26 protein-coding genes are annotated in these 20481 nt (G+C 56.1%); 18 read left to right on the top strand and 8 right to left on the bottom strand.

What is annotated here, in order from left to right:
* Positions 1 to 118: 118 nt before the first annotated feature.
* The 5 genes from IFT84_RS19790 to dnaQ are packed head-to-tail and all read left to right on the top strand — an operon-like array spanning position 119 to position 3743.
* Entirely contained in the window at positions 119 to 940 is an 822-nt protein-coding gene (locus IFT84_RS19790; RefSeq protein WP_192122407.1) for a pyruvate, phosphate dikinase/phosphoenolpyruvate synthase regulator, read from the top strand.
* Between the two features lie 37 nt (positions 941 to 977).
* Positions 978 to 1577: a Maf-like protein gene (locus IFT84_RS19795; RefSeq protein ID WP_192122343.1), complete on the top strand. Its 600-nt coding sequence runs from the start codon at positions 978 to 980 to the stop codon at positions 1575 to 1577.
* On the top strand, positions 1570 to 2427 hold the full coding sequence (locus IFT84_RS19800; RefSeq protein ID WP_192122344.1) for a shikimate dehydrogenase: 858 nt from the start codon (positions 1570 to 1572) through the stop codon (positions 2425 to 2427). Before IFT84_RS19795 ends, IFT84_RS19800 begins: the two co-directional genes overlap by 8 nt.
* A 1-nt stretch (position 2428) precedes the next feature.
* Positions 2429 to 3031 carry a dephospho-CoA kinase gene (gene coaE, locus IFT84_RS19805; protein ID WP_192122345.1) on the top strand — a complete coding sequence of 201 codons (603 nt, stop codon included), beginning with the start codon at positions 2429 to 2431 and terminating at the stop codon, positions 3029 to 3031.
* A complete protein-coding gene (dnaQ, locus tag IFT84_RS19810; RefSeq protein ID WP_192122346.1) occupies positions 3024 to 3743 on the top strand; it encodes a DNA polymerase III subunit epsilon in 720 nt (239 codons plus the stop codon). The genes coaE and dnaQ overlap by 8 nt, the downstream gene beginning before the upstream one ends.
* A gap of 51 nt (positions 3744 to 3794) precedes the next feature.
* Here dnaQ and secB read toward each other — a convergent pair whose 3' ends face one another.
* Together secB and IFT84_RS19820 are read right to left on the bottom strand one after the other, a co-directional pair.
* Positions 3795 to 4289 carry a protein-export chaperone SecB gene (secB, locus tag IFT84_RS19815; protein WP_192122347.1) on the bottom strand — a complete coding sequence of 165 codons (495 nt, stop codon included), beginning with the start codon at positions 4287 to 4289 and terminating at the stop codon, positions 3795 to 3797.
* A 110-nt stretch (positions 4290 to 4399) separates the two neighbouring features.
* The gene (locus tag IFT84_RS19820; protein WP_192122348.1) at positions 4400 to 4912 is read right to left on the bottom strand and encodes an FxsA family protein; all 513 of its coding nucleotides are present in this window, start codon (positions 4910 to 4912) and stop codon (positions 4400 to 4402) included.
* Between the two features lie 132 nt (positions 4913 to 5044).
* Here IFT84_RS19820 and IFT84_RS19825 point away from each other — a divergent pair, with 132 nt between their 5' ends.
* The 13 genes from IFT84_RS19825 to IFT84_RS19885 all read left to right on the top strand — a co-directional run bounded on the left by IFT84_RS19825 (position 5045) and on the right by IFT84_RS19885 (position 17321).
* Positions 5045 to 5755, top strand: a complete 711-nt coding sequence (locus IFT84_RS19825) for a Tim44/TimA family putative adaptor protein (protein ID WP_192122349.1) — start codon at positions 5045 to 5047, stop codon at positions 5753 to 5755.
* A gap of 17 nt (positions 5756 to 5772) precedes the next feature.
* Positions 5773 to 6876 carry a murein transglycosylase A gene (mltA, locus tag IFT84_RS19830; RefSeq protein WP_192122350.1) on the top strand — a complete coding sequence of 368 codons (1104 nt, stop codon included), beginning with the start codon at positions 5773 to 5775 and terminating at the stop codon, positions 6874 to 6876.
* Positions 6869 to 7426: a Smr/MutS family protein gene (locus tag IFT84_RS19835; RefSeq protein WP_192122351.1), complete on the top strand. Its 558-nt coding sequence runs from the start codon at positions 6869 to 6871 to the stop codon at positions 7424 to 7426. The genes mltA and IFT84_RS19835 overlap by 8 nt, the downstream gene beginning before the upstream one ends.
* The gene (locus IFT84_RS19840) at positions 7423 to 7800 is read left to right on the top strand and encodes a helix-turn-helix domain-containing protein (protein WP_192122352.1); all 378 of its coding nucleotides are present in this window, start codon (positions 7423 to 7425) and stop codon (positions 7798 to 7800) included. Before IFT84_RS19835 ends, IFT84_RS19840 begins: the two co-directional genes overlap by 4 nt.
* 128 nt (positions 7801 to 7928) lie before the next feature.
* Complete coding sequence (gene gyrB / locus IFT84_RS19845; protein ID WP_192122353.1) at positions 7929 to 10364, top strand: DNA topoisomerase (ATP-hydrolyzing) subunit B; 2436 nt, start codon at positions 7929 to 7931, stop codon at positions 10362 to 10364.
* A 15-nt stretch (positions 10365 to 10379) separates the two neighbouring features.
* Positions 10380 to 10829, top strand: coding sequence for an RbsD/FucU family protein (locus IFT84_RS19850; RefSeq protein WP_192122354.1), 450 nt, complete (start codon positions 10380 to 10382; stop codon positions 10827 to 10829).
* 133 nt (positions 10830 to 10962) lie between these two features.
* Positions 10963 to 11370 (top strand): DUF2852 domain-containing protein, encoded by a 408-nt coding sequence (locus IFT84_RS19855; protein ID WP_192122355.1) that lies wholly within the window; start codon positions 10963 to 10965, stop codon positions 11368 to 11370.
* A gap of 89 nt (positions 11371 to 11459) precedes the next feature.
* Positions 11460 to 12221: a M48 family metallopeptidase gene (locus IFT84_RS19860; protein ID WP_192122408.1), complete on the top strand. Its 762-nt coding sequence runs from the start codon at positions 11460 to 11462 to the stop codon at positions 12219 to 12221.
* A 63-nt stretch (positions 12222 to 12284) separates the two neighbouring features.
* The gene (locus tag IFT84_RS19865) at positions 12285 to 12959 is read left to right on the top strand and encodes a phosphoribosylanthranilate isomerase (protein ID WP_192122356.1); all 675 of its coding nucleotides are present in this window, start codon (positions 12285 to 12287) and stop codon (positions 12957 to 12959) included.
* Complete coding sequence (gene trpB, locus IFT84_RS19870) at positions 12956 to 14176, top strand: tryptophan synthase subunit beta (protein WP_192122357.1); 1221 nt, start codon at positions 12956 to 12958, stop codon at positions 14174 to 14176. Before IFT84_RS19865 ends, trpB begins: the two co-directional genes overlap by 4 nt.
* Position 14177: 1 nt before the next feature.
* Entirely contained in the window at positions 14178 to 15017 is an 840-nt protein-coding gene (trpA, locus tag IFT84_RS19875) for a tryptophan synthase subunit alpha (RefSeq protein ID WP_192122358.1), read from the top strand.
* A gap of 48 nt (positions 15018 to 15065) precedes the next feature.
* The gene (gene accD / locus IFT84_RS19880) at positions 15066 to 15968 is read left to right on the top strand and encodes an acetyl-CoA carboxylase, carboxyltransferase subunit beta (RefSeq protein WP_192122359.1); all 903 of its coding nucleotides are present in this window, start codon (positions 15066 to 15068) and stop codon (positions 15966 to 15968) included.
* Positions 15969 to 15977: 9 nt separating this feature from the next.
* The gene (locus tag IFT84_RS19885) at positions 15978 to 17321 is read left to right on the top strand and encodes a bifunctional folylpolyglutamate synthase/dihydrofolate synthase (protein ID WP_192122360.1); all 1344 of its coding nucleotides are present in this window, start codon (positions 15978 to 15980) and stop codon (positions 17319 to 17321) included.
* Here the strand turns inward: IFT84_RS19885 and IFT84_RS19890 are convergent, their stop codons facing one another.
* The 6 genes from IFT84_RS19890 to trxA form a co-directional block, all read right to left on the bottom strand.
* Entirely contained in the window at positions 17322 to 17939 is a 618-nt protein-coding gene (locus IFT84_RS19890; RefSeq protein WP_192122361.1) for an ATP-dependent Clp protease proteolytic subunit, read from the bottom strand. It lies immediately after the preceding gene.
* A 40-nt stretch (positions 17940 to 17979) separates the two neighbouring features.
* Positions 17980 to 18306, bottom strand: a complete 327-nt coding sequence (locus IFT84_RS19895) for an SRPBCC family protein (RefSeq protein WP_192122362.1) — start codon at positions 18304 to 18306, stop codon at positions 17980 to 17982.
* On the bottom strand, positions 18303 to 18617 hold the full coding sequence (locus IFT84_RS19900) for an ArsR/SmtB family transcription factor (RefSeq protein WP_192122363.1): 315 nt from the start codon (positions 18615 to 18617) through the stop codon (positions 18303 to 18305). Before IFT84_RS19900 ends, IFT84_RS19895 begins: the two co-directional genes overlap by 4 nt.
* A gap of 48 nt (positions 18618 to 18665) precedes the next feature.
* Positions 18666 to 19049, bottom strand: a complete 384-nt coding sequence (locus IFT84_RS19905; RefSeq protein ID WP_192122364.1) for a VOC family protein — start codon at positions 19047 to 19049, stop codon at positions 18666 to 18668.
* A complete protein-coding gene (locus tag IFT84_RS19910; RefSeq protein ID WP_192122365.1) occupies positions 19046 to 19942 on the bottom strand; it encodes a dihydrodipicolinate synthase family protein in 897 nt (298 codons plus the stop codon). The genes IFT84_RS19905 and IFT84_RS19910 overlap by 4 nt, the downstream gene beginning before the upstream one ends.
* 188 nt (positions 19943 to 20130) lie before the next feature.
* Entirely contained in the window at positions 20131 to 20454 is a 324-nt protein-coding gene (trxA, locus tag IFT84_RS19915; RefSeq protein ID WP_192122366.1) for a thioredoxin, read from the bottom strand.
* Between the last annotated feature and the right edge of the window lie 27 nt (positions 20455 to 20481).

The following is a 20481-nucleotide window of genomic DNA, read 5'->3' on the forward strand; positions in this document are numbered from 1 at the left end:
AAAAAGCGTTTTCGAAAAACGCGATTGTGAATAACCTTGTGGTTATCCCAGCCGACCACCGGGGGTCTAAATCTTGTCCCCAGTTGTCCCGGCTTATCAACAGATGGCGAAGATTCACGTGGAGAATACCAAAAACTATTTTCACCTCCATTTGATCTCTGATTCGACGGGGGAGACGTTGATTGCGGCAGGACGTGCGGCAGCGGCGCAATTTCAATCCGCACAAGCGCTGGAACATGTCTATCCGCTCATCCGCAATGCACGACAGCTAACCAAGGTTCTGGAAGCGATCGATGAAAAGCCCGGGATCGTTCTCTATACAATTGTCGATCGCGAGCTTTCTGAACTGGTTGGAAAACGCTGCAGGGAGATGAACGTTCCGTGCGTTGCCGTGCTCGATCCCGTTGTAGATATTTTTCAGTCCTACCTCGGGGCACCATCGCGCCGCCGCGTGGGTGCGCAGCATGTGATGGATGCCGATTATTTTGCCCGCATCGAAGCCTTGAACTTCACGATGGACCATGATGACGGGCAGTTTCCGAACGACTTCGATGAGGCCGATGTGGTTCTGGTGGGGATCAGCAGGACCTCCAAGACACCGACCAGCATCTATTTGGCCAATCGGGGCATCAAGACCGCCAATATTCCGCTTGTTCCCGGCATGGCATTGCCGGAAGGCTTGTTCAAAGCAACCCGGCCTCTGATCGTCGGGTTGATTGCAACAGCCGACCGGATTTCGCAGGTGCGGCAAAATCGTGTGCTGGGATCGACCCAGGGATTTCAGGGTGGTGATTACGCCGACCGCGCAACCATAGCCGAGGAACTCAAATACGCGCGTGCGCTTTGCGCACGGCACAACTGGCCCATTATTGATGTGACGCGGCGCTCTATCGAAGAGACCGCTGCGGCAATCGTTGCGCTGCGCCCACGGCTGCGGTAACAGGCTCACATCACCCAGCTTCATCGGGACGTCGACAATGCCTGCACCGCTTATTCTCGGCTCCGCGAGCCCGTTTCGAAAAGCCCTGATGGAAAATGCGGGGCTGACATTCACCGTGCAAAGTGCCGTTATCGACGAGCGATCCATTGAATCCAACTTAGAGGCTGGCTGCCACACGCCGGAGCAGGTCGCGCTGATCCTGGCGGAAGCGAAAGCGCTGGAGGTTTCAAACCGGTTTCCGGATGCTCTGGTGCTTGGGTCGGATCAAACGCTTTCGCTGGGGGACCGCGTCTTTCACAAGCCGGTGGATCGCGCAGGAGCGCAAGAGCATCTGAAAGCGCTATCGGGCAAAACCCATCAATTGAACAGCGCGGTTGTTCTTGCACAGAATGCGAAGGTGCTTTGGAATCATATCTCAACAGCGCGCTTGACGATGCGTGATCTGTCCGCAAACTTCATAGAACGCCATTTGCAACGTGTAGGTGATACCGTCCTGTCCAGCGTGGGAGCGTATCAGTTGGAAGGTGAGGGGCTGCAATTGTTTGATCATATCGATGGCGACTATTTCACGATTATCGGGTTACCTATGCTCCCTCTGCTGAAACAGCTTCGCACGATGGGACAGATCGATGCGTGATTCACGTGAAACATTTGTTAACCATGCCTTTGTTGCTGGCTACCCAATTCATCACTCGCGCTCGCCATTGATCCACGGATATTGGCTCAACGCTCTGGGGTTGCGCGGAAGCTACACCAGACAAGAGATTGCGCCAGCAGACTTTCCGGCCTTCATGGAAGCGCTGAAACAAGGCGAAAGCCGATTTATCGGTGGCAATGTGACAATCCCGCATAAGGAAAGTGCTTATCAACTGGCGGACAGGCCGGACGAGATCGCGCATGAATTGGGTGCCGCCAATACGGTGTGGAAACAGGACGGCCAGATTTTTGCAACCAATACGGATGCGTATGGTTTTGCGGCCAACCTTGACGCTCGCGCACCCGGTTGGGACAAGGGTGAGACAGCAATTGTCTTTGGGGCGGGGGGTGCCAGCCGTGCCGTGGTTCAGGCGATCCGTAACCGGGGCTTTAAAACCATCCATATCCTCAACAGAACCGTGGAACGGGCACAGGAACTGGCAGATCGTTTTGGCCGGGATAGCATCGTCGCTCATCCGCTCGACGCGCTGTCAGAGCTGACCCGAGACGCCCATCTGTTCGTCAACACCACATCGCTTGGGATGACCGATGACACGGTGCCCGAAGTGGATTTCACACATATGTCTCCCGGCGCTTTGGTTACGGATATTGTTTATATTCCCTTGAAAACACCGTTTCTGGCCGCTGCCGAACGTCAGGGGTTACGAACTGTGGATGGTTTGGGCATGCTGCTGCATCAGGCGGTGCCGGGATTTGAAACATGGTTTGGGACAAGACCCGATGTCACCGAAGACCTGAGAGCATTGGTCATCGCGGATATGGACCACTAGCATGATCATTCTGGGGCTGACGGGTTCTATCGGCATGGGAAAATCCACAACCGCTGCAATGTTTGCGCAAGCGGGTGTACCCGTGAACGATGCTGATGCCGTGGTCCATGCTCTCTACGAAGGGGAAGCGGTCGCGCCGATCGAGACCGCCTTTCCGGGAACGGTTCGAGATGGTCGTGTCGACCGTTCCTTGTTGTCTGCACAACTCTCTAAAAATCCAGCTCTGTTTCAAACGCTGGAAACTATCGTTCATCCACTGGTCCGCGCGCGCGAAGCAGCGTTTATCAAACACCACCAGAGGGAGGACACACCCGTTGTTCTCCTAGATATACCGCTTCTGTTTGAGACTGGCGGGGAAGGCCGGGTTGACAAAACAGTTGTGGTGACCTGCGATCCTGACCTACAAAAGGACAGGGTTTTATCCCGGCCCGGCATGACGCTTGAAAAGTTTGAATTGATCCGTCAGCGACAAATGCCGGATGCGGAAAAACGCAGACGAGCGGATTTTATCATTGATACCGGATTGGGGTTTGAGAATGCGCGTGCCCAGGTGGCCAACATTCTCGCTGGACTTAAACCAATGAAAGACCAAGTGAATGCGTGAAATCATCTTTGATACGGAAACCACCGGCCTTGATAACCGTGTTGACCGCATTATCGAAATCGGCGGTATCGAACTTGATAACCATTTTCCGACCGGGCGTACCTTTCACAAATATATCAACCCCGGTGAGCAGAAGGTGCATCCTGAAGCCCTGGCCATTCACGGTATTACCGACGAGTTTTTGAAGGACAAACCGCCCTTTGCGGATGTCGTCGGTGAACTGGTCGATTTCTTTGAAGGCGCTCGTTGGGTAGCCCACAACGCGACCTTTGATATGGGCTTCATCAATGCTGAATTTGCGCGGCTGAGTATTCCCCCGGTGCCGCAGGACCGGGTGTTGGATACCCTGTCCATGGCCCGCCGCAAGCATCCCATGGGTCCCAATTCTCTGGATGCCCTGTGCCGTCGCTACGGCATCGACAATGCCCACCGCACCAAGCATGGCGCGCTTCTCGACTCCGAACTTCTGGCTGAAGTCTATATCGAGATGATCGGAGGACGGCAGGCGGCCCTTGGCTTGTCCAGTGAGGAGTCGCGTGGGCGCGATGGCACATCGTTTGAAAACGAAGTGATCGTTATTGCCGCAAGACCCCGGCCTCTGGCAGCGCGGATCAGTGAAGCAGAGCGGGCAGCCCATGCAGCGATGGTGTCGAGCCTTGGTGGCAAGGCGATATGGGCAAAATATGAGGCTGGCTCCGTAGATCCCGCCTGAACGCAAAAAGCCCGGCACAGGGCCGGGCTTTCCAGGTATTCGCTGCGAAGCTTAGTTCGGTGTGGTGGATACCTGAGCGCGAAGATTTTCTTCAGCCATGCGCTGCGAGAACATCTGCGCGAAATCAATTGGATCAATCATCAGCGGCGGGAAGCCGCCATTGCGGGTTGCATCGGCAACGATCTGGCGCGCAAACGGGAAGAGCAGACGCGGGCACTCGATAAAGAGCAGCGGCAGCATATGCTCCTGCGGGAAGCCGACAACACGGAAAACACCGCCATAAGCCAGTTCCACATTGAACAGAACCTTGTCGCCATCCTTGGCTTCCGCGTTCAGCGATAGAACCACATCGAACTCGGTTTCCGACAACGGATTGGCGTTGACGTTCACACTGATGTTGATAGCCGGTGCTGTTTCACGCGCCTGAAGCGAACGGGGCGCACCGGGATTTTCGAAGGACAGGTCCTTGATGTACTGAGCCAGAATGTTCAGGGTCGGGTTTTCGGCAGCAGATGTGCCATTGGTTGTCGATGCGGTATCGGTCATGGAGCTTCCTTGACTATGGAATATGGGCCTGTGCGATATGAGCGCGCTTGAAAAAACGTTCCGTCATCTAACATCTAGGTATAGTCCTTACAACCCTGCCGCAGCGCGGCTTAGCGCTTGGGGTTCTGATCCGGCCCATCGGTTTTCGTATGCGTATATTCATCTTCATCCAGTTCGATGACGGACGCATCCATCTGGCGGAAGGGTCCCCCTGCGCCGGGCTTTGAACGGGTCTGAAACCCGCCGCCAAAGCGACTGGCGCTGACCACCGTGATGCGGCTTTTAAACATCTGCCACAGCTTTTCACGCACCGCCGGAATAAACATCAGAATGCCGATGATATCGGTGATAAATCCCGGAAGAAGAAGAAGGATACCGGCAAGAACGATCATGGCACCGTGTACCAGTTCCTCGCCCGGAGCTTGTCCTTGTGTGGTCGCCCGGTTCAGGCGCGCCAGCATGGAAAACCCCTGCGCTCTTAACAGGACGCCACCCAGCACGGTCGTTGCCAGAATCAACAGCAGGGTTGGCCACAAACCGATTTTCTGGCCCACCAGTATAAATCCGGCGATTTCAGCCAACGGCAGAAGAAGAAAAAAAGCAGGAACAAGGGAAAGACGCATGGGCTCCGTTCACGTTGAGAGGGGTTACCTTCAGTTTCAAAATCGAACTCTAACACATCCCTATTTGAATGATGAACTTAAGCGGACTATATGGGGATATTGCGGGTGATTTTAACGGTGGTACGGAATTAAATGGGTTCTCTCGGTTTTGACTTTGTGACGTTGTTCTTTCTGGTTGCGGCTGTGCTCATCTTCTGGCAACTCCGAAGTGTGCTTGGTCGACGCACCGGCAATGAGCGCCCGCCATCGGACATGTACGCACCGCGCGACAAGGCTGCTGCCCCTGATGGTGGGGACAAAGGCAAGGTCGTCCAGCTTCCGCGCCGTGGGGAGGCCGAAGAACAGGAAACCCGCTTTGCCAATATCGATGCCTTCGCCAAGCCAGCTACTCCGCTGAATGATTCGCTGCGGTCGATCTCGCAGGCCGATCCTGCGTTTGATCCGAAGGAATTCGTCAAGGGCGCGAAGATGGCTTATGAGATGATCGTCATGGCGTTTGCCGATGGGGATCGCAAAACATTGAAAGGCTTGCTTTCGCGGGACGTGTATGAAGGCTTTGAAGCGGCTATCAGCGAACGGGAAAGTCGTGGCGAGACTGTGAAATCGACATTTGTGGGGGTTGAGAAGGCCGATCTCATCAGTGCCGAGGTTAAGAATGAGGAAGCCAACATTACGCTTCGTCTCGTCAGCCAGCTGATTTCCGCAACCTATGACCGCGATGGAAAACTGATCGATGGCGATGCGGATGCCGTTGCCGAGGTCAATGATCTCTGGACATTTGCCCGTGACATTCGCTCCCGTGACCCGAACTGGAAGCTGATCGCCACCGAGTCCGAAAACTAGGATTTGACGGGGCGGTGATGGATTATCGGCTTCAGCACGTCCCTTACGCGGCCCTTCCGGGATGGCAAAGCGATGATCCGACGCCGCTGTTTGCTGCCCTGGAGCGCTGTCGTCGCCACGTCCTGAAGGTCAAGCCGTATAAAACCGGTTCCCTCGGCATCACTGCGGGTGAACTCCTCACTGCCCTGAACGCTGCCACCCATGTACACCCCCGTAACGCAGCACAAGCGCGCGAGTTTTTTGAAACGGAGTTCCAACCGTTTCAAATCATACCAGACAGTGGCTCCGGATTTGTGACAGCGTTCTATGAACCGGAAGTCGACGTCAGTGCGAACAGAACATCAGAGTTCGCCCATCCGTTCTACCGGCGGCCTGTCGATCTCGTGGATGTGGACAACAGCAATCGCCCTGATGGATGGGATGCGAGCTACGCTTTCGGGCAGAAGATCGCCAGCGGCATCGTTCCTTACGCCGACCGTCAGTCCATAGAATTGGGATTTCTGGAAGGCCAAGGTCTCGAAATTGCATTTGCACGCTCCAAAGCGGATGTGTTTTTTACGCATGTTCAGGGAGCAGCGCGGCTGCGCTACCCGGATGGAACCATCGGACGCATAACCTACGCTGCCAAAAGCGGCCATCCGTTCACGCCTATCGGCAAGCTGTTGATCGAACGGGGCGAGATTGCTGCCGCCGATATTTCCATGAATTCCATCCGGTCATGGCTCGCCGAAAATGCTGAATGCATGGACGAGGTGTTGTGGCGCAATCGCTCGTTCATCTTTTTTCGCGAGGCACCGGTCGATGACAGTGATCTGGGACCGATTGCTGCTGCCAAAGTGCCACTGGTGGCCGGACGCTCGCTGGCGGTCGATAAGTCGATTCATACCTTCGGCCTGCCGTTTTTCGTCAGCAGTGAGAGCCTGACCCATATGGATGACGGCCCGTTTCAGCGCTTGATGCTGGCGCTCGATACCGGCAGCGCTATTTTGGGGCCTGCCCGTGGCGATATTTTTACCGGGTCCGGGGATGCAGCGGGCGCGCTTGCCAGCGGTGTTCGCAACGCTGCGGATTTTTACGTGCTGATTCCGAATGCAGCAGCAGCGAGATACCGGCATGACTAAGGACCGTTTTCTCACAGACGACGAGCGCATTCTCTGGGGCAAGGTGGCCCGCACAACCCGCGCTATGCCGGGGCGCAAGGCGGAACTGGACGAGTTGGAAATGCTCTTTCAGCAGGCCACTGAAATGCTGACCACACGTCCCGCCAAGCCAGCGCCAGAACAGAAATCCGCCGAGATAGTCCTGACGGCGCCAGCCAAGCCAAAAATTCATCATCCGCTGGAGCGGCCCGTTAAACGTAAACTCTCCAAGGGCCATCTGGCACTGGAAGCGCGGATTGATCTGCATGGCATGATCCAGAGCGAGGCCCACGGCCTGCTTCTGCATTTTGTCATGAGTGCACATCAGCGTGGCCTCCGCCATGTGCTTGTCATTACCGGCAAGGGCACGTCTCTGGGCAGCGATGGCGCACTGAAGCGGGCTGTGCCCCTCTGGTTTTCCTTGCCAGAATTTCGCCCGTTAATTTCGTCCTATGAGCCTGCGGCGCGCAACCATGGTGGGGACGGTGCGCTCTATGTGCGGCTGGAACGCAGCCGGGGACCAGAACTATGACGCCGTTCGGCGTGGCCATTCAGGCACTGCGGGCCAAGAAGGGCGTGACGCAAAAACAGATGGCGTTGGCAATCGGCGTGTCGCCTGCGTATCTTTCTGCCTTGGAGCACGGGCGGCGCGGCAGGCCGAGCTTTGATTTTCTGCAACGCGTGGCGGGCTATTTCAACATTATCTGGGATGAGGTGGATGCGCTGTTTGAAACAGCGGCCCTGTCGCACCCGCGTGTGGTGATCGACACCGCCGGTTTGCAGCCCGAATATACGGCCTTTGCTAACACCATCGCGGTGAAGATTCGCACACTGAAACCTTCCACGCTGCGTGCCCTGCAAGAAGTTTTGGAAAAAGCTGAGATAGCTGATAATACAGGCCCTTGATCCCCCGAATTCTGCCGGTTTGGCGGTCATGGAGTTTGGGAACTGAACGGCAAGGCTTTATAACAGAAACACTTGGAACTTGCTGATTCGCGTTGGCGCTGACTGTTGATAATTCTGGAAAGAACTGAATGACCGATACACCTGAGACCGAAACCGGCGCAAACGCCGAATATGGCGCGGACTCGATCAAGGTCCTCAAGGGCCTCGATGCTGTGCGCAAGCGGCCGGGCATGTATATCGGCGATACGGATGACGGCTCTGGTCTCCATCACATGGTCTACGAAGTGGTGGACAACGCCATCGATGAAGCGCTGGGTGGTTACGCCGACCTGGTTACGGTGACGCTGAACGCGGATGGTTCAGTCACGGTCACCGATAACGGTCGTGGTATTCCGACCGATATCCACACGGGGGAGGGGATTTCGGCTGCCGAAGTCATCATGACCCAGCTTCATGCGGGCGGTAAGTTCGACCAGAACTCCTACAAGGTTTCCGGCGGTCTGCATGGCGTGGGCGTATCTGTGGTCAACGCGCTTTCGGTCATGCTCAAGCTGAAGATCAAGCGGCAGGGCAAGGTTCACGAGATCAGCTTTACCCACGGCGTTGCGGATGCACCGCTGAAAGTCATTGGTGATTCCAATGGCGAAACAGGAACGGAAGTGACCTTCCTGCCCAGCACTGAAACCTTCACCATGATCGATTTCGATTACGGTACGTTGGAGCATCGTTTGCGGGAACTGGCATTCCTCAACTCCGGTGTCCGCATTCTGCTGACGGACAAGCGTCATTCGGATATTCGCGAACAAGAACTGATGTATGAAGGCGGTCTGGAAGCCTTCGTTGAGTATCTCGACCGCGCGAAAAAGCCGCTGGTCAGCAAGCCAGTGTTCATCCGGGGCGAAAAGGACGGCATTACCGTTGAAGTGTCCATGTGGTGGAACGACAGCTACCATGAAAATGTGCTGTGTTTTACCAACAACATTCCCCAGCGCGATGGCGGTACGCATATGGCGGGCTTCCGTGGTGCGCTGACGCGCCAGATCGTGTCCTATGGTGACAGCTCCGGCATCACGAAAAAGGAAAAGGTGACGCTGACGGGCGATGATTGCCGCGAAGGCCTGACCGCCGTGCTGTCGGTGAAAGTGCCAGACCCGAAATTCTCGTCGCAGACGAAGGACAAGCTCGTTTCCTCCGAAGTCCGCCCGGTTGTGGAAAGTCTCGTCAACGAAGCGCTCAGCACGTGGCTGGAAGAACATCCCGGTGACGCGAAAATCCTGATCGGTAAGGTGGTGGAAGCTGCTGCCGCCCGCGAAGCTGCGCGCAAGGCGCGTGAACTGACACGGCGCAAGGGCGCGCTGGATATTTCCTCGCTGCCCGGCAAGCTTGCCGACTGCTCTGAGCGGGATCCGGCCAAGTCTGAACTCTTCCTTGTGGAAGGGGATTCTGCCGGTGGTTCCGCCAAACAGGGCCGTTCGCGTGATAATCAAGCGATTTTGCCGCTGCGCGGTAAGATTTTGAACGTGGAGCGAGCGCGTTTTGACAAGATGCTGTCCAGTCAGGAAATCGGCACGCTGATTACCGCGCTTGGCACCAGCATCGGCAAGGACGAGTTCAACGCAGATAAGCTGCGCTACCACAAGATCATCATCATGACCGATGCTGACGTGGACGGAGCACATATTCGCACACTGCTGCTGACCTTCTTCTTCCGCCAGATGCCCGCCCTTATCGAGCGCGGCCACCTCTATATCGCCCAGCCGCCGCTCTATAAGGTCGCCCGGGGCAAGTCTGTTCAGTATTTGAAGGACGAGAAAGCGCTGGAAGACTACCTGATTTCTATGGGCATTGAGGAAGCGCGGTTGCAGCTGGGCAGCGGCGAGGTGCGCGCTGGTCAGGATCTGCGCGAAGTGATTGCCGATGCGTTGCGGGTGCGGTCCTTGCTGGACAATCTGCACTCTCGCTACAGCCGTTCCATCGTCGAGCAGGCGACCATTGCCGGCGCGCTCAATACGGAACTCACCACCAATGTGGCCAATGCGGAAAGCACGGCAACAGAAGTTGCGCACCGTCTTGACCTGATTGCCGAGGAAACCGAGCGCGGCTGGAGCGGCACGGTTGCCGGCGACGGCGGCTTGATTCTGGAGCGCATGGTCCGTGGCGTGAAAGAAGCGGCCCATCTGGACATGCAGTTGATCGGCTCGTCGGATGCAAGGCATCTTGATCAGTTGACGCCGAAACTGAAAGAAATCTACGGGACGCCGCCTGTGCTTCACCGCAAGGAAGGCGCAATGGAAATCAGCGGTCCGCGCGCGCTTCTGGATGCAATCTTCGCCAGTGGCCGCAAGGGTCTGTCAATGCAGCGCTACAAGGGTCTCGGCGAAATGAACGCCGAACAGCTGTGGGAAACGACGCTTGATCCAAACGTCCGCTCGCTTTTGCAGGTCCGCGTTAACGACGCCACTGATGCCGATGGCCTGTTCTCCCGCCTGATGGGCGACGAGGTAGAGCCACGCCGTGACTTCATTCAGGAAAACGCGTTGAGCGTTGCCAACCTCGATATCTAACTGGATCTTTGAAATATGCTGAAAAACATCCATCCATCGCTGGGTCCTGATCTGCTCTACGCTTTGCGGACCATGGGACACGGCGATGAAATCGTCATTGGCGATGCCAATTTTCCGGCAAGCACCTTGGGTCCGGAAGTGATTCGCGCCGATGGAATGACGGCAACGGATATTGCCGAGGCTATTCTGGCCCATATGCCGCTGGATACATTCGTGGATCAATCAGCATGGCGGATGGAAGTGGTCGGCGACCCCGATGCGGTGCCGGACGTCTGCGCCGAGTTTCAGACTTTGGTCACTGAACTCGCTGGCGACTTCAAGGTGGAAACACTGGAGCGCTTTGCGTTTTACGAAAAGGCAAAGACGGCTGCTTATATTGTCGCGACAACGGAATTTCGGCTTTACGGCTGCCTCATTCTGAAAAAAGGCGTGCTGGAAGCGGATGCGCTCTATCGTGTTCGCTAATACTTGACGTAGAACACCACCATCCCCACATCGGTTTCATGTGAGCGGTACCGCCACATGGCCGCAGCACTTGTCGATGCGGCAATATTGGCAAGTGCTGCGCCTTTGATCCCCTTTTAATGTGAGGACCGTCATGAACCGACAAGCCCTTATCCGCCCCGAATGGACACCAGCCACCATTGGCATGATGGTGGTGGGATTCGCACTCTACTGGCCGCTTGGCCTCGCCATGCTGGCATACATTATCTACGGCGACCGCCTGCGTGGTTTCAAAACCAGCGCCAACAGCGCCTTTGACGGCCTGTTTGGAAGCTTCAAACGCCGTGGGTTCAGCGCCCGCACAGCCGATACCGGCAATGTTGCGTTCGACGATTGGCGTGAGGCAGAACTCGCACGTCTGGATGAAGAGCGCCAGAAGCTCAACTCCATGCGCGAGGAGTTCGAAACCTACGTCCGCGAACTGCGCCGTGCCAAGGATCAGGAAGAATTCGAGCGTTTCATGCGTGATCGCCGCGCAGGCAACTCCGACCTGTCCGTATAAGGTTCATTGAGCAGACATTCGAACCGGCGTCTTTCAAAGGCGCCGGTTTTTCTTTGACAAAAAGCCTCTCGGTCCGTTTTAAACGAGCGATGATGTCCTTCTTCAAACCGCGCGCCCGGTCTGCCAAGCCGAAAGCCCCCGTCATCCGTCCACTTGAGATTAATGGGCGGACACTGCCTTTGACCATCCGGCAGAATGAACGTGCTACGCGCCTTACTCTGCGGATAGAGCCCGGTGGCCGCGCGTTGAAATTGACCGTGCCACGCGGCGTGCCGGAACGGGAGGTCAATGCGTTTCTGGAACGCCACAGGCCATGGCTCGCCACCAAGCTGGCCCGCTTTTCCGGAGAGCCGACAATCGAAATCGGTGGCTCCATTCTTGTGCGCGGAGTTTCGCATCGCATCGAACATACCGGTCTGTTGCGTGGACTGACCCGGACCGCCGTGGATGGTGATGGAGAGCCAGTTTTGCGCGTAAGTGGCGGTGAAGACCATGTACGCCGCCGCATTTCCGATTTTTTGAAAAAAGAAGCCCGCCGTGATCTAGAGCTAAGGGTTGCCGTCCACGCAAAAGCGGTGGGGCGAAAGGTCAAATCAATCAGCATGAAGGATACGCGCAGCCGTTGGGGCTCCTGCACCACGGAAGGCGCGCTGAGTTTTTCCTGGCGAATTGTCATGGCACCGCCGAAGGTTCTAGATTATCTCGCGGCGCATGAGTGCGCCCATTTGCAGGAGATGAACCATGGACCGGATTTCTGGGCGCTGTGTGAGCGCCTGTGTCCGCAAACGGCGGATGCCAAACATTGGCTGAAACGCAACGGCACCATGCTTCATGCCATTGATTTTACCTAAGGGATCCTTGGGACAAACGGTTTTGGCTCGACTCCTCCGGCAAATCATGGCACGTCGAATCGCATGAAAACGCTGATTAAGATTTGCGGGCTGAAAACGCTGGAAGCCGTGGACCGTGCCGTTTCCAACGGTGCGAGCCATATCGGCTTTATTTTTTTCCCAAAAAGCCCGCGCCATATCGAGCCTGCCGATGCGGCTGTTTTGGCAAACGCCGTGCGCGGGCGCGTCAAGATTGTCGCTGTGACGGTGGATGCCGATAGCGATCAACTGGATGAAATCGTCGACACGGTGAAACCGGATGTGCTGCAATTGCACGGTGATGAGAGCCCGGAAAAGGTGCTGACCGTCAAAGCCGTTTACGGCCTGCCTGTCATGAAGGCGTTTTCTATTCGCGATGCCGATGATTTGAAGCGGATAGACGCCTATATGGGCATTGCCGATACATTTCTGTTTGATGCCAAGCCGCCGAAGGGCTCTGATCTTCCGGGCGGCAACGGTGTTTCCTTCGATTGGCGGCTGCTCGCCGGTCTGGATAGCGATATCGAGTATATGCTGTCAGGCGGTTTGAACGCTGGTAATATTGACGAAGCGTTGACTGTTTCGGGCGCGCGCGCACTGGATGTGTCATCGGGTGTGGAAAGTCAGCCGGGGGTGAAAGACCTTGGGCTGATGGATGAATTTTTTCAGGCGGTTCGCGTGAGTGAGATTGCCAAGACGGGTGCAGGAGCGAAACCATGAACGAGAAGCCAAAGCTGAATTCATTCCGGGCAGGACCGGACGAAGATGGTCGTTTCGGCATATTTGGCGGTCGCTTTGTGGCCGAAACGCTGATGCCTTTGATCCTCGACCTGCAGGAAAAATGGACGGAAGCCAAAACCGATCCCACGTTTCAGGCCGAGTTGCAGCACCTCAACACCCATTATACCGGGCGGCCAAGCCCGCTCTATTTCGCAGAACGCCTGACGGCGGAACTCGGCGGCGCGAAAATCTACTTCAAGCGCGATGAACTGAACCACACAGGCTCTCACAAGATCAACAATTGTCTTGGGCAGATCCTGCTTGCCAAGCGTATGGGCAAGACCCGTATCATTGCCGAAACCGGTGCCGGGCAGCATGGCGTGGCAACGGCCACGGTTTGCGCGCGCTTCGGCCTGCCCTGTGTGGTGTACATGGGTGCAACGGATGTGGAGCGCCAATCGCCCAACGTTTTCCGCATGAAGCTTCTGGGTGCGGAAGTCGTGCCGGTTACGGCGGGCCACGGCACGCTAAAAGACGCCATGAACGAGGCGCTGCGAGACTGGGTCACCAATGTGGATGACACCTATTACCTGATCGGCACGGCGGCTGGCCCGCATCCGTACCCGGAAATGGTGCGTGACTTCCAGTCCGTCATCGGCACGGAAGCGCGCGAGCAGATGCTTGCCGCCGAAGGCCGTCTGCCGGATATGCTTGTGGCCGCTGTTGGCGGTGGTTCCAATGCTATTGGCCTGTTCCACCCATTTCTGGATGACGATAGTGTTCGCATTATCGGCGTGGAAGCAGGCGGAAAGGGGCTGGAAGGCGAAGAGCATTGCGCGTCGCTCACCCTTGGCAGCCCCGGCGTTCTGCATGGCAACCGTACCTATCTCTTGCAGGACCGGGATGGACAGATTGTTGAAGGCCATTCCATTTCCGCTGGTCTCGATTACCCCGGCATCGGGCCGGAGCATTCCTGGCTGAAAGACATGGGCCGTGTGGAATATGTGCCTGTCATGGACACGGAAGCGCTGGACGCTTTCCAGACTTTGACACGCCTGGAGGGCATCATTCCTGCCCTTGAGCCAAGCCATGCGCTGGCGGAAGTCATCAAGCGCGCGCCCAAGATGGACAAGGATCAGATCATTCTGATGAATCTTTGTGGTCGCGGGGACAAGGACATTTTCACTGTCGGCAAAATTTTAGGGATGGGGCTCTGACATGACCGCACGTATGGACACACGGTTTGCCGATCTTGCCCGCGAAGGCCGTCCGGCGCTCGTCACCTATTTCATGGGGGGCGACCCGGATTTCGAGACATCGCTGGCCATCATGAAAGCACTGCCAGAAGCGGGTTCCGATGTGATCGAGCTTGGTATGCCGTTCTCAGACCCCATGGCCGATGGCCCCGCCATCCAGATGGCTGGTCAACGCTCACTCAAAAACGGCCAGACATTGGCGAAGACGCTGGAACTGGTGCGTCGTTTCCGCGAAACGGACAATGCAACGCCAATCGTGTTGATGGGCTACTACAACCCGATCTACATTTACGGCGTGGACCGCTTTCTGGAAGATGCGCTGGCAGCGGGTATCGATGGCCTTCTGGTCGTGGATCTGCCGCCGGAAATGGATGACGAACTGTGCATTCCGGCGCTCGATAGCGGCATCAGCTTCATTCGCTTGGCAACGCCAACGACCGACGGAAAGCGACTGCCGACCGTGTTGAGAAATACCTCCGGCTTTGTCTATTACGTGTCGATGAACGGTATTACCGGCTCCGCCTTGCCAGACCCCTCGTTGATTGGCAGTGCGGTGCAACGCATCAAAGCGCATACCGACCTGCCGGTTTGTGTGGGCTTCGGGGTCAAAACCGCCGATCACGCCCGTGCCATCGGCGCGTCGGCGGATGGCGTGGTGGTGGGTTCGGCCATTGTCAGCCAGATCGCTGCCAGTCTGACGGCAGACGGCCAAGCAACCGATGCCACGGTGCCGGGTGTGGAAACACTGGTGCGCAGTTTGGCAGCCGGTGTACGTGCCTGCCGCCTTGTTGCTGCCGAATAAACCGCTTAAAAGCGCGCTTTAAAAGAGTTAACGTTCAGGAGTTCTGCTTTGAACTGGATCACAAACTACGTTCGCCCAAAGATCAATTCGATGCTGGGCCGCAGGGAAGTTCCGGAAAACCTCTGGATCAAATGCCCTGAGACCGGTGAAATGGTCTTTCACAGCGATCTGGAAAACAACAAATGGGTTATTCCGGCGTCCGGCTATCACATGAAGATGCCTGCCAAGGCCCGCATTCGCGATTTGTTTGATGGCGGCGTATACGAAGCGCTGTCCCAGCCGAAGGTGGCTCAGGACCCGTTGAAGTTCCGTGATTCCAAGAAATATGCCGATCGTCTGCGCGACAGCCGCGCCAAGACCGAGCTGGAAGACACCATTGTTGCCGGCGTTGGCCACGTGCAGGGCGTCAAGCTGGTTGCGGTAATCCATGAATTTGCGTTCATGGGCGGCTCTCTCGGCATTGCTGCCGGTGAGGCGATCATCAAGGCGTTCGAGCGCGCCATTGCAGAGCGTTGCCCGCTGGTTATGTTTCCCGCTTCCGGCGGCGCACGCATGCAGGAAGGCATTTTGTCTCTAATGCAGCTTCCGCGCACAACCGTCGCTGTGGAAATGTTGAAAGAAGCTGGCCTTCCCTACATCGTGGTGCTGACCAATCCCACCACCGGCGGTGTGACCGCCTCCTACGCCATGTTGGGCGATCTTCATCTGGCCGAGCCCGGTGCGGAAATCTGCTTTGCCGGTAAACGCGTCATCGAGCAAACCATTCGTGAAAAACTACCTGAAGGTTTCCAGACATCGGAATATCTCATGGAGCACGGCATGGTGGATATGGTGGTCAAGCGCCATGATATCGCGCCAACGCTCGCCCGTGTGCTGAAAATTCTGATGAAGGAACCACCAGCACCCATGCTCGCCGTTGAGCATGACGCACCCGTCGCTGAGCCAGCCTGAGCAATGCCCATGATGCCAGCGGGATCGAGCGAAGCAAGCCTTGAAATCGATAAGCTTCTGGCGCTTCACCCCAGAGGGTTCGATCTATCGCTGGAGCGTATTACGCGCCTGCTGGAGCGGCTTGGCAATCCGCAGGACCGCCTGCCGCCCATCATCCATGTGGCCGGAACAAATGGAAAGGGGTCGGCAACGGCCTTTTCCCGCGCCATTCTGGAGGCAGCGGGCTTCAGCGTTCACGTTCATACCTCGCCGCATCTCGTCAACTGGCATGAGCGCTATCGACTGGGCGTCAAAGGGGGGCGCGGCGAACTTGTCGGTGATGCCGTTCTGGCGGATGCAGTGCGGCGTGTCGCCAATGCCAATGACGGGCAGACCATCACGGTTTTTGAAATACTGACCGCTGTCACGTTTTTGCTGTTTGCAGAGCATCCAGCCGATGCCGCTATTATCGAGGTCGGACTAGGTGGCCGGTTTGATGCTACCAACGTGATCACCAAACCAGCCGTTTCGCTGATCATGCCCATATCGCTTGATCACCAATCCTACCTCGGTGACAAGGTGGAACTGATTGCAGCGGAAAAGGCAGGCATCATGAAGCGTGGCTGTGCCGTGGTCATCGGTGCGCAGGAGGAGGCTGCCGCGCGCGATACGCTGGTGGATATCGCCGAGCGCCTGCGTTGCCCCATGGCTGTCTACGGACAGGATTTTATGGCCCATGAAGAATTTGGCCGCCTGATTTATCAAGACGAATTCGGCCTGATGGATTTGCCTCTCCCGCGCCTTCCCGGCCGCCATCAATATGCCAACGCCGCCGCTGCCATCCGCGCTATCAAGGCCGCCGGTTTTACCGTGGATGACAGTGCCATCCAGCACGGCGTGTCTCACGTCGAGTGGCCGGGCCGGTTGCAACGGCTGACGGAAGGCAATCTTGCCGAAATCGCCCCAAAAGGTGCGGAAATCTGGGTGGATGGTGGGCACAATCCCGGTGCAGGAAAGGTCATCGCCGAAGCCATGGCCAATCTCGAAGACCGCCAGCAGCGGCCTTTGTATCTGATCATCGGTATGATCAACACCAAGGACCCATCCGGCTATTTTCAGGCGTTCGGGGATCTTGCCGGGCACGTGTTCACCGTACCCATTCGCGGGTCCGATGCGGGCATTGATCCCGTTCTGCTCGCAGGCATAGCCTTGGAAGAGAATCTTGCCGCAGAGCCTGTGGCTGACGTGGCAGAAGCTTTGGGACGCATTAAAGATATGACAATCGGCGACCGTATCCCGCCGCGTATCCTCATCGGCGGCTCGCTCTATCTGGTCGGCGACGTCCTGTCTGATAACGGCACGCCACCGCGATAGTCAGTGGTTGCCAATTGCGTTAAGCTCCCGCGCTTGAAGAATTCGATCAACCAGACCCCATTCCAGCGCTTCTTCTGCTGTCATGAACCGGTCACGATCCAGTGCACGTTCCACCTCCTCATAGCTACGGCTGCAATGCTGTGCGTAAAGTCGCGTCATGCGCTGTTTGGTCCGTTGAATTTCTTCGGCATGAATAAAAATATCCGACGCTTGCCCCTGAAAGCCGCCGGACGGCTGATGGACGAGGACGCTGGCATTCGGAAGGATGAAGCGATGACCCGGCTCCCCGGCCATTAATAAAAATGAGCCCATGGAGCGTGCGGTTCCCATGCACAGCGTGTGGACCGGCGCCTGAATAAAACGCATCGTATCGTACATGGCCAAGCCACTACTGACGACGCCACCGGGCGAATTAATGTAAAGACTAATGGGCTTCTTGGGATTTTCGGACTCGAGGAACAGCAGCTGCGCGCAGATCAGCGCTGAGATGGTGTCATTGACCTCACCATTCAGAAAAATAATGCGTTCGCGCAGAAGCCGGGAGTAAATATCAAAGGACCGTTCTCCTCTGCTGGAGTGTTCAACAACCATAGGGACGAGTTGCATCGCTTCGCGCATGAGGCGAACTCCTGTCTTGAAAAATAGGGTTAATAAGGGACTACGCCGCCAACAGGGATGGCGTGTTGATGTTTGAGGCGCTTGGCATAGGACGTGTCGCCGCGTCTGTCAGTTTATGGATGACCCGCAAATGTGTTCCACCAGTTGAATTCGGAGACAAGTGGAACGTCACGTTGCTTTCAAGATACGGCGGCTCGCTGTCGCGCATTTTGTATCGGACTTCTTGTTCCGTACAGCTGAATACGGGCTCTGCTTCTTCCGGTAGCCAAACCTTGCGAAACTCCGGAATGCTGATTGCCCGCCAAACCTTTGCTGGTGGCTCATCCAGATCATAGTCGAAAACAAGGCTTTGTATAATGACAGTCATTGATCCATATCCCTCAACAGGGTCTTGAGGCTATCAATCCGCTCCGGCCAAAAGGCGCGGTACTTCGCTAGCCACTGCGCAATGACGGCCAATCCATCCGGGTTAATCTCGTAGTTTACAAACCGCCCGTCTCGGGCTTCCCGCACCAAATTGGCATTGCGCAGGACAGACAGGTGCTGAGACATAGCCGGCTGACTGATCTCCATCCCCTCTCGCAAGGTGCTGGCATTCATCCGACACACGCCAAGCTTTTCAAAAATGGCACGGCGGGTCGGGTCTGCAAGCGCTCTGAATATTTCATTCTCATTCATAGAAATGACATAAGCGGATACTTATGTGATTCGCAAGCGATTTTTCGATCACGTCTGCAATGCTATGCGATTTCCCTCGCTGTCTGTAATCTCGGCGACAAAGTGGTTCTCTCCGACCGCCGTTTTTGGAAACAAGACCTTGCTCCCCAGTGCCTGCGCTTTTGCAAGCACTGCATCCAGATCATGAACACCGAAATAGACGATGGCGCCGTTGAGGCTGGGCACATAGACCTCGCCCTGAGCAAGGGCTCCGCTCGCACCATCTTTTCCCTCCTCAAACGGGAAAAATGCCATGGTATTCCCGTGAATCTCAGTCGTGCCCTTGAAAGTAATATCCAGAACATCCCGGTAAAAATTCATGGCACGGTGAATATCAACCACAGCTATTTCGACATGGACAATAATGTTGGTTTGGCGGTTTGAGGATGTCATTGCAAGACTTCAATATGGAGAAGTGCCTGTCTGACGCGATCACGGGCAGGTTCTGTCAAGGGCAGGATGGGGCGAGGGGGTTCTATTGAGCATAGACCTAAGAGATCGGCAATGACGTACATAACGCGAAAGCTGCCGAACTCTTTGAACAACGACCACAGCGGGGCAAAGGACTGGTCGATTTCCCTGGCTTTCTCAAGGTTCTGCGTGGCTGCAGCCTGGGTGAGTTTCAAAGCTGGTACCGGCAGAAGTCCGGCTATCACACTGTACCAGGCATCACACCCCGCCAGCAGCGAATCAGCTGCGCCCCAGTCTCCGCTGTAGCCAATCGCAAATCCAGAAGGAGTGACCTCGCGCAGCCGCGCGATTTCATCGGTAAAACCTCCATCGGCTGGCAATGGCATTTTGATCGCCACGATATTTGCCACGTTGGCCAGACGCTGGATCAGCGTAACGTCGAACGTGAATTTGGTCGTGCCTGGATTATTATAAATACACAGTGGCAAATCCGTCGCTTGCGCGACGGCCTTGAAGTGTTGAAACACTTCTTCATCCGTTAGCGGCGTGTAGGACATGGGCGAAAGCAGGAGGCCACTGGCTCCAAGTGCCTGAGCGTCTCGGGCAAGAGCCTGAGCTTCGTCCGTGCGCAGCGCGCTGACGCCGACGATCAAGGGTATTGTCCCGTTCAGGCATTCCACGGCGGCGTGAATGGTCCGCTGTCGCTCCTCCCGTGTCAGATAGGCATATCCACCCGTGCTGCCCAGCAAACCGATGGACTGAACATCCGCCGTTTTGATGTGGTCGATGAGAGCTGACAGTGCTTGTGTCTGGACAATGCCATCAGCGTCTGTAGGTGTTAGGGAAAAGGCAGACAGTCCATGAAACAAATCCAAGCGCGCATTCCTCCGGCAGCCAGTCATCTTAAAGCGAAAGCTTATGGGATAAGACTGGTGAACCCGGTTGGAATCAACTGAAAAGATTCAGCGGATAAGAAAAAAGCCCGGTCTGGCCGGGCTTTGAGTATCTTTGAGTGACGCATTTTCTCGGCGTAACACCGCTACGTACTTTTACTGACAATGCTTCAAGCAGAAGCAGTCGAAATCCATGAGGACAGGGCCGTCTTCGGCAATGCACCCACCTTGATATCGGCTACCTCGCCCGCCTTGAACACAGCCAGTGTTGGAATAGAGCGAACGCCGTACTGGGCAGCGATCTCAGGGTTCTCGTCGATGTTGACCTTGGCAATCTTGACCTTGCCCGCCATCTCCACGGAGATTTCCTCAAGGCTTGGGCCGATCATTTTGCACGGGCCGCACCATTCCGCCCAGAAATCGACCACAACGGGTTCGGCGGAGTTCAGAACTTCGGACTGGAAGTTGGCATTATCGACTTTTACAGTGGCCATTGGGGGCTCCTTAACTGAATGGTTGGA

Source organism: Rhizobium sp. CFBP 8762 (assembly GCF_014841565.1).
Lineage (GTDB): Bacteria > Pseudomonadota > Alphaproteobacteria > Rhizobiales > Rhizobiaceae > CFBP-8762.